This window comes from Streptomyces sp. NPDC057654 (genome assembly GCF_042800135.1).
Lineage (GTDB): Bacteria > Actinomycetota > Actinomycetes > Streptomycetales > Streptomycetaceae > Streptomyces.
This window is the reverse complement of record NZ_JBHVHQ010000369.1, coordinates 1-7980: the sequence shown is the minus strand read 5'-3', so window position 1 is coordinate 7980 and position 7980 is coordinate 1. Positions and strand designations below refer to the sequence as shown.

7 protein-coding genes and 1 pseudogene are annotated in these 7980 nt (G+C 72.0%); 2 read left to right on the top strand and 6 right to left on the bottom strand.

What is annotated here, in order from left to right; genetic code table 11:
* Positions 1–203: 203 nt before the first annotated feature.
* The 4 genes from ACFU99_RS24745 to ACFU99_RS24730 form a co-directional block, all read right to left on the bottom strand.
* Positions 204–1367 (bottom strand): hypothetical protein, encoded by a 1164-nt coding sequence (locus ACFU99_RS24745; RefSeq protein WP_384395454.1) that lies wholly within the window; start codon positions 1365–1367, stop codon positions 204–206.
* Complete coding sequence (locus tag ACFU99_RS24740; RefSeq protein WP_384395452.1) at positions 1349–2077, bottom strand: ABC transporter ATP-binding protein; 729 nt, start codon at positions 2075–2077, stop codon at positions 1349–1351. The genes ACFU99_RS24745 and ACFU99_RS24740 overlap by 19 nt, the downstream gene beginning before the upstream one ends.
* Before the next feature lie 257 nt (positions 2078–2334).
* Complete coding sequence (locus ACFU99_RS24735) at positions 2335–3714, bottom strand: aspartate aminotransferase family protein (protein ID WP_384395456.1); 1380 nt, start codon at positions 3712–3714, stop codon at positions 2335–2337.
* Positions 3699–4187 (bottom strand): Lrp/AsnC family transcriptional regulator, encoded by a 489-nt coding sequence (locus ACFU99_RS24730; RefSeq protein ID WP_384395451.1) that lies wholly within the window; start codon positions 4185–4187, stop codon positions 3699–3701. The genes ACFU99_RS24735 and ACFU99_RS24730 overlap by 16 nt, the downstream gene beginning before the upstream one ends.
* A 178-nt stretch (positions 4188–4365) precedes the next feature.
* On the opposite strand from ACFU99_RS24730, the gene ACFU99_RS24725 reads away from it, so the two are divergent.
* Positions 4366–5829, top strand: coding sequence for a gamma-aminobutyraldehyde dehydrogenase (locus tag ACFU99_RS24725; RefSeq protein ID WP_384395450.1), 1464 nt, complete (start codon positions 4366–4368; stop codon positions 5827–5829).
* 47 nt (positions 5830–5876) lie between these two features.
* Here ACFU99_RS24725 and ACFU99_RS24720 read toward each other — a convergent pair whose 3' ends face one another.
* Complete coding sequence (locus ACFU99_RS24720; RefSeq protein ID WP_384395449.1) at positions 5877–6614, bottom strand: glycerophosphodiester phosphodiesterase; 738 nt, start codon at positions 6612–6614, stop codon at positions 5877–5879.
* 21 nt (positions 6615–6635) lie between these two features.
* The gene (locus ACFU99_RS24715; RefSeq protein WP_384395447.1) at positions 6636–7658 is read right to left on the bottom strand and encodes an adenosine deaminase; all 1023 of its coding nucleotides are present in this window, start codon (positions 7656–7658) and stop codon (positions 6636–6638) included.
* 120 nt (positions 7659–7778) lie between these two features.
* Between ACFU99_RS24715 and ACFU99_RS24710 the strand changes: the two are divergent.
* Positions 7779–7980: pseudogene (locus tag ACFU99_RS24710) on the top strand (hypothetical protein); the annotation flags it as partial.

Genomic DNA, 7980 nt, shown 5'->3' with positions numbered 1-7980 from the left:
CTCCTCGATGGACGCGATCTCGCGGGGCGACGTGGCCGGGCGTCGCCGCGAAGGGGCCGACGGCTCCGCCGAGACGGGGCGGTGGGCCGCGTTCCGGCCGGCCGGGGAAGAGGGGCTCGCCTGCATCCGGCCATGCTAGAACCTGCCCCCGGACCGCCTTCGTCCGCCTCGCGAAGGCGTGACAACGGCGTGAGCCCCGCCGCTCACCGCGTCAGAGGAAGCGCCGCCAGCAGCCCGACCGCCCACGTCAGCGCGGCGAGCACGGCCAGCAGCACGGCCGTACGGAGCGCCGCCGCGCCGCGCAGGACGGCGGCCGGGGCGCCGAGGCGCAGCAGCGCGGCCGTGGTCTCGCCCCGGCGGTTCCGGGTCTCCAGACCCGCCGTGATCGCCGTGGCGGTGGCGCACGCTATGACGACCGCGGCGCCCAGACCGGTCAGCGGGCCGAACGGGCGGGGGCCCGCCGACTCCCAGGCCGTCCCGTACAGTTCGGCCGCCGCCAGCGCGCCCGAGGCGACCGCGCACACCACGCCCAGCGGCCGGCCGATCCGCACCGCGTCGTCCTGGAGCACCCGGCCGGCCAGCAGCCGCAGCGCGCCGGGCCGCCCGGCGGACAGCACCTTCCCGATGAGCTGCGCGAGCCCCGGTCCGGCCAGGACGAGCCCGATCGCGGTGAGCACCCAGCCGCCCACGACGCCCGGCGGACTGCCGTCCATGCGGCCGGGCAGCGGGAACAGCGACTCGGGGGAGGGCGCCGGGCCGCGGCCCGCGTACGCCTCCAGGGCGAGGCCGACCGCGGTCAGCGCGATGCCCCACGGCAGGCCGTGCGAGATGCCGGACGGCGCGGCCGACTCGGCGCGCGGCGCGCGGGGCCGCAGCGCGACGGCGCTCGCGACCGCGGTGGTCACGGGTCCCGCGGCGAGCAGCGTGAGGACCGCGGCCCACGGCAACGGCTCGCCCGCGCCGAGCAGTTCGGCGGTCGCGCCGACCGGCCGCCCGACGAGGTCGCCGCGCAGCTGGAGGAAGACCAGGAGCGCGAGCGCGCTGCCGAGCGCGCAGGACACGGCGGCCGACACCGCCGACAGCAGCGTGAGGCGGCCCGGCCCGTACCCGGCGGCGGCCAGCCCCGAGCGCGGGCCCGTCGCCGGGTCCGTACGGGCGATCGCCACGGACAGCTGCGCGGTGGCGGCCAGCGGCACCGCGCACCACGCGAGGCGCACCAGCGAGCCGTCGATGTCCTTCGGGTGCGCGGCGGCGTGCCCCAGCGTGCACAGCAGCAGGAAGCCCACGCCGCCGGCCGCCGCCGTGAGCAGCAGCCGCCGCAGGAGTACGAGGGGGTGGGCGCCGCGGGCTAGGCGGAGACTGAGCACGCGGGCTTGCCCTCCGCCTCTGGGGCCGGGACCGCGCCGACCCGGCGGCCGTCGACCACCGAGACCATCCGGTCGGCGAGGGTGGCCGCCTCCGTGTCGTGCGTCGCGAGGACGACCGTGATGCCGTGCGAGCGGGCCGCCGTCGTGATCGTACGGAGCACCTGGGCGCGGTCGGCGCGGTGCAGCGGCGCGGTCGGCTCGTCGGCGAAGAGCACCGTCGGCTCGGCGGCGAGCGCGCGGGCGATGGCGACGCGCTGCCGCTGCGCCTGGAGGAGGGCGGAGGGGCGTTTGCGAACGCAGTCACCGACGTCGAGCCGCTCCAGCCACTCGACGGCCTTCTGCCGGGCGGCCCGGTTGCCGGTGCCGCGCAGCAGCAGCGGCAGGGCGGCGTTCTCCCAGCCGGTGAGCTCGGGCACGAGGTGCGGTTCGGTGTCGATCCAGCCGAACCGCTCGCGCCGCAGCCGCTCCCGGCCCACCGGGGTGAGGGTGTGCACGGGCGCGCTGTTGAACCACACCTCGCCGCTCTCCGGCGGCAGTTGGCCCGACAGGCACTTCAGCAGGGTGGTCTTGCCGGAGCCGCGGGGCCCGGTGACGGCGAGGATCTCGCGCTCGCGGACACCGAGGGAGATACCGGCGAGAGCGGGGGAGCCGCTGTGCGAGTAGTGCAGTCCGCGTGCCCAGAGCACGTCGTTGTCCGGCGGGGCCGCCATGTCGAGCACCTCGGGTCGCTGTGGGGTCCGTTCCCCTGTCCGGGTGAACGAACCGGAGGCCAATGGGTCACTGGCACCGTACGGAACCCGGATACTAGCTTCCGTCGAGGCTCGGCGCAGGAGCGGCCCACTTTCCTCCGGTCGGGCTCATTACATTGGGCTGATTACAGATGTGTAGGCGCGAACACGCGCGAACGCACGCGAAAACGGCCGCTTCCTCCGAAGGTGGAGTGAGCGGCCGCCGCGCTGTCGGTACGTCAGATCCTGGTCCACGCCTCTTCGAGCACGCCCCGGACGATTCCTTCGATCTCGTCGAACGTCGACTGGTCGGAGATCAGCGGCGGGGAGAGCTGGATGACCGGGTCGCCGCGGTCGTCCGCCCGGCAGTACAGCCCGTTCTCGTACAGCTTCTTGCTGACGAAGCCGTACAGCAGCCGCTCGCACTCCTCCTCGTCGAAGGACTCCTTGGTGGCCTTGTCCTTCACCAGCTCGATGCCGTAGAAGAAGCCGTTGCCGCGCACGTCGCCGACGATCGGCAGGTCGTTCAGCTTGGACAGCGTGGCGTGGAAGGCGTCCTCGTTGTCGAGCACGTGCTGGTTCAGGCCCTCGCGCTCGAAGATGTCGAGGTTGGCGAGGGCGACCGCGGCGGAGACCGGGTGGCCGCCGAAGGTGTAGCCGTGCAGGAAGGTGTTGTCGCCCCGGTAGAAGGGCTCGGCGACGCGGTCCGAGACGACCGCGGCCCCGATCGGGGAGTAGCCGGAGGTCATGCCCTTGGCGCAGGTGATGATGTCCGGCACATAGCCGAACTTGTCGCAGGCGAACATCGTGCCGAGGCGGCCGAAGGCGCAGATGACCTCGTCCGAGACGAGCAGCACGCCGTACCGGTCGCAGATCTCGCGGACCCGCTGGAAGTAGCCGGGCGGCGGCGGGAAGCAGCCGCCGGCGTTCTGCACCGGCTCCAGGAAGACGGCCGCGACGGTCTCCGGGCCCTCGAAGAGGATCTCCTGCTCGATCTGGTCGGCGGCCCAGCGGCCGAACGCCTCCGGGTCGTCGCCGTGGATCGGCGCGCGGTAGATGTTGGTGTTGGGCACCTTGTGCGCGCCGGGCACCAGCGGCTCGAAGGGGGCCTTGAGGGCGGGGAGGCCGGTGATGGACAGGGCGCCCTGCGGGGTGCCGTGGTAGGCGACGGCCCGTGAGATCACCTTGTACTTGGTGTGGTTGCCCGTCAGCTTGTGGTACTGCTTCGCGAGCTTCCACGCGGTCTCGACGGCCTCGCCGCCGCCGGTGGTGAAGAAGACCTTGTTCAGGTCGCCCGGCGCGTAGTGCGCGAGCCGCTCGGCCAGCTCGACGGCCTTGGGGTGGGCGTAGCTCCACACCGGGAAGAAGGCGAGCTCCTGGGCCTGCTTGGCGGCGGCCTCGGCCAGCTCCGCGCGGCCGTGCCCGGCCTGGACCACGAACAGGCCGGACAGCCCGTCGAGGTACTTCCGGCCCTGGTCGTCGTAGATGTACGTGCCTTCGCCGCGCACGATCGTCGGCACGGGCGCGTTCTCGTACGACGACATGCGGGTGAAGTGCATCCACAGGTGGTCGTACGCCGTCTTCGAGAGGTCCTTGCTCACGGCTATCGCGTTCCCCAGGTGTAGGTCTGTTTCCGGAGCTTCAGGTAGACGAAGCTCTCGGTGGAGCGCACGCCGGGGAGGGTCCGGATGCGCTTGTTGATCATTTGCAGCAGCTGGTCGTCGTCCTCGCAGACGACCTCGATGAGGAGGTCGAACGAGCCCGCGGTCATCACGACGTACTCGACCTCGCTCATGGCGGTCAGCGCGTCGGCGACCGGGTCGAGGTCCCCCTCGACGTTGATGCCGACCATCGCCTGGCGCCGGAACCCGACGGTGAGCGGGTCGGTGACGGCGACGATCTGCATCACGCCCTGGTCGCGCTGTTGCGGGACGCGCTGGCGCACCGCGGCCTCGGAGAGGCCGACGGCCTTGCCGATCGCCGCGTAGGGACGGCGGCCGTCCTCCTGGAGCTGTTCGATGATCGCCAGGGAGACGGCGTCGATCGGCTGCGCGCCGTTCGCGCTTCTCGGATCAGTACTACGAGTGGCCACGGGTCCCACTGTGCACGGGACTCGACTGTCCCGCAACCCTGAATCGATGAAATTCGTTGTGGAGAGCTCTATATTTCACGGATTCCGTTGTCTGTGCGTGGTGGGTGTGTCGAAAACGTCGCCTACCTGGCTAGGCTGGGCATCTCACCCATCGGACATCTGACAGGAGGGGTGGCAAGTGACCACCGAGCCTGGACGGCTTCGCACACTGCGCAACTACATCGGCGGGGAGTTCCGGGACGCCGCCGACGGGCGGACCACGGAGGTGGTCGACCCGACCACGGGCGAGGCGTACGCCACCGCCGCGCTCTCCGGGGCCGCCGACGTCGACGCCGCCATGGCCGCCGCCGAGGCCGCCTTCCCGGCCTGGCGGGACCTCATCCCGGGCGAACGCCAGAAGGTGCTGCTCAAGGTCGCCGACGCGATCGAGGCGCGCGCCGAGGACCTGATCGCCGCGGAGTCCGAGAACACCGGCAAGCCCCTCGCGCTCGTCCGCAGCGAGGAGATCCCGCCGATGGCGGACCAGATCCGCTTCTTCGCGGGCGCCGCGCGGATGCTGGAGGGCCGCTCGGCCGGCGAGTACATGGAGGGCCTGACCTCCATCGTCCGCCGCGAGCCCATCGGCGTCTGCGCGCAGGTCGCGCCGTGGAACTACCCGATGATGATGGCCGTCTGGAAGTTCGCCCCGGCGCTGGCGGCGGGCAACACCGTCGTCATCAAGCCCTCCGACACCACGCCGGCCTCCACGGTCCTGCTGGGCGAGATCATCGGCGGCGTGCTGGAGGAACTCGGCCACTCCAAGGGCGTCTTCAACGTCGTCTGCGGCGACCGCGACACCGGCCGGCTGATGGTCGAGCACCCGACCCCGGCCATGGCCTCGATCACCGGGTCCGTACGGGCCGGCATGCAGGTCGCCGAGTCGGCGTCCAAGGACCTCAAGCGGGTCCACCTGGAGCTGGGCGGCAAGGCGCCCGTCGTCGTCTTCGAGGACGCCGACGTCGCCAAGGCCGTCGAGGAGATCTCGGTCGCGGGCTACTTCAACGCGGGCCAGGACTGTACGGCCGCCACCCGCGTGCTCGTCCACGAGAGCATCCACGACGAGTTCGTCACCGCCCTGGCCAAGGCCGCCGCCGACACCAAGACCGGCCTGCCGGACGACGAGGACGTGCTGTACGGGCCGCTGAACAACGCCAACCAGCTGAAGCAGGTCACCGGCTTCATCGAGCGGCTGCCCGCCCACGCCAAGATCGAGGCGGGCGGCCACCGGGTCGGCGAGAAGGGGTACTTCTACGCCCCGACCGTCGTCTCCGGCCTCAAGCAGGACGACGAGATCATTCAGCAGGAGGTCTTCGGCCCCGTCATCACCGTCCAGTCCTTCACGGACGAGGAGCAGGCCGTCAGCCACGCCAACGGCGTGGAGTACGCGCTCGCCTCATCGGTGTGGACCAAGGACCACGCGCGCGCGATGCGCATGTCCAAGAAGCTCGACTTCGGCTGCGTGTGGATCAACACCCACATCCCGCTCGTCGCCGAGATGCCGCACGGCGGCTTCAAGAAGTCCGGCTACGGCAAGGACCTCTCCGCCTACGGCTTCGAGGACTACACGCGCGTCAAGCACGTGATGACGTCGATCGAGGGCTGAGGCTCAGCTTCGTTCCGACTGCGATTCGGCTGGGCGGGCCGTGCGGGTCACCGGTGTGCGCCGGTGCCCGTACGGCCCGCTTTCCGCTGCCCGGACCGGCGGGCCAGCAGCGCGCAGAGCACGTCCACCCGGTTCGTGGTGATGGAGTCGACGCCCGCGCGCAGCAGCCGCGTCATCGAGCGGCGGGTGTCGGGGGTCCAGGCCGAGACCAGGAGGCCGTCGGCGTGGTTGCGCTCCACGAGGGACTCGGAGACCAGCCCGAAGCGGTAGTTGAGCCAGCGGGGGCGGACGTCGGCGAGCAGTACGGGCCGGGGCGGGGCCAGCGTCGTCCAGGTCAGGGCGGTCTCGGCGGCGGGGTCGGCGCGGCGCACCGCGAGCATGGCGGCGGGCCCGCCGCAGTAGTACGCGCGCTCGGCCGCCCCGCACGCGTGGACCTCCGCGACCGTGGCCGGCACCGCCGACGGGTCGGGGAAGTCGATGAACGCGCGGGCCTCCGGGGACTGCCCGATCTCATGCAGGGCCTCGCGCAGCGTGGGCACGCCGCCGCCCGTCAGCCCCCGGACCTCGGCCGCCGAGAGCTGCGACAGCGGGCGCTGGTGGCCCCAGAGCCGCTCCAGGGTCGCGTCGTGGAGAAGCACCGGCACGCCGTCGCGGGCGAGGCGCACGTCGATCTCCACCGCCCCGGCGCCCGCCCGCAGCGCGGAGCGGATGGAGGGGAGGGTGTTCTCACGCCGGACGTAGGGGTCGCCCCGGTGGGCGACGGCGGTGCAGATCATGGTGCCCATTGTGGCCAACGCGTCCAACTGCTACCGCAGCGCCGCCTCCGTGTAGCCGTCGATCTCCGCGGCCAGCTTCTTCTTGTCCGCCGCTTCCATGAAGGACGCCTCGACCGCGTTCTTCGCGAGGGCCGCGACGCCCCGGGCGTCGAGGTCCAGGAGGCGGGCCGCGATGGCGTACTCCGCGTTGAGGTCGGTGCCGAACATGGGCGGGTCGTCGCTGTTGATGGTGACGAGACAGCCCGCGTCGACCATCTGCTTCAGCGGGTGCTCGTCCAGCGTGGCCACCGCGCGGGTGGCGATGTTGGACGTGGGCGAGACCTCCAGCGGAATGCGGTGCTCCGCGAGGTGGGCCAGCAGCTTCGGGTCCTGGACGGCGCTGGTGCCGTGACCGATGCGCTCGGCGTGCAGATCGGTCAGGGCGTCCCAGATGGTCTGGGGACCCGTCGTCTCGCCCGCGTGCGGCACGGAGTGCAGGCCCGCCGCGATGGCCCGCTCGAAGAAGGGCGCGAACTGCGGGCGGGGCACCCCGATCTCGGGGCCGCCGAGCCCGAAGGAGACGAGTCCCTCCGGCCGCAGCTGCGTCGCGATGCGCTCGGTCTCCTCGGCGGAGGTCAGCCCGGCCTCGCCCGGGATGTCGAAGCACCAGCGCAGCCTCACGCCGAGGTCGGCCTCCGCGGCGATACGGGCGTCCTCTATCGCCTCCACGAACGCGGCGTCCGGGATGCCGCGCCTGGTCGAGCTGTACGGGGTGACCGTCAGCTCGGCGTAGCGGATGTTCTGCCGGGCCATGTCGCGCGCCACCTCGTACGTCAGCAGCCGCACGTCCTCGGCATCGCGGATCACGTCGACGACGGAGAGGTAGACGTCGATGAAGTGCGCGAAGTCACGGAAGGTGAAGAAGTCCGCCAGCGCCTCGGGGTCGCTGGGCACCCCCGAGTCGGGGTGCCGGGCCGCCAGCTCCGCGACGATGCGCGGGGACGCCGAACCGACATGGTGGACGTGCAACTCCGCCTTGGGGAGACCGGCGATGAAGGGGGCGAGATCGGACACCTGGAGCCTCCGGTAGCTGCTCGTGATGGCAGGGAAAATAGGTTCGGATCATCGTATGCGGGGTGGGCACGGCCATAGAACTCAGGCCGTAGCATGACGGAAAAGCGACTGGGGAGGGCCATGGCCGACATCGCCGACAAGGCCGATGAGCAGCCGTCGGAGCCGCGGGACCGGGACCCGTGGGCGCCGCCGGAGGCGGGCGGAGCACAACGCGTCGGGCTGGAGAAGCCGCCGTCGCCACGCGACGGCGGACAGACGGCAGGCACCACCGAGCCCGGCGGCTCCGGGCACGACGGATTCGCGCCCGGCCACAGCGCGGGCC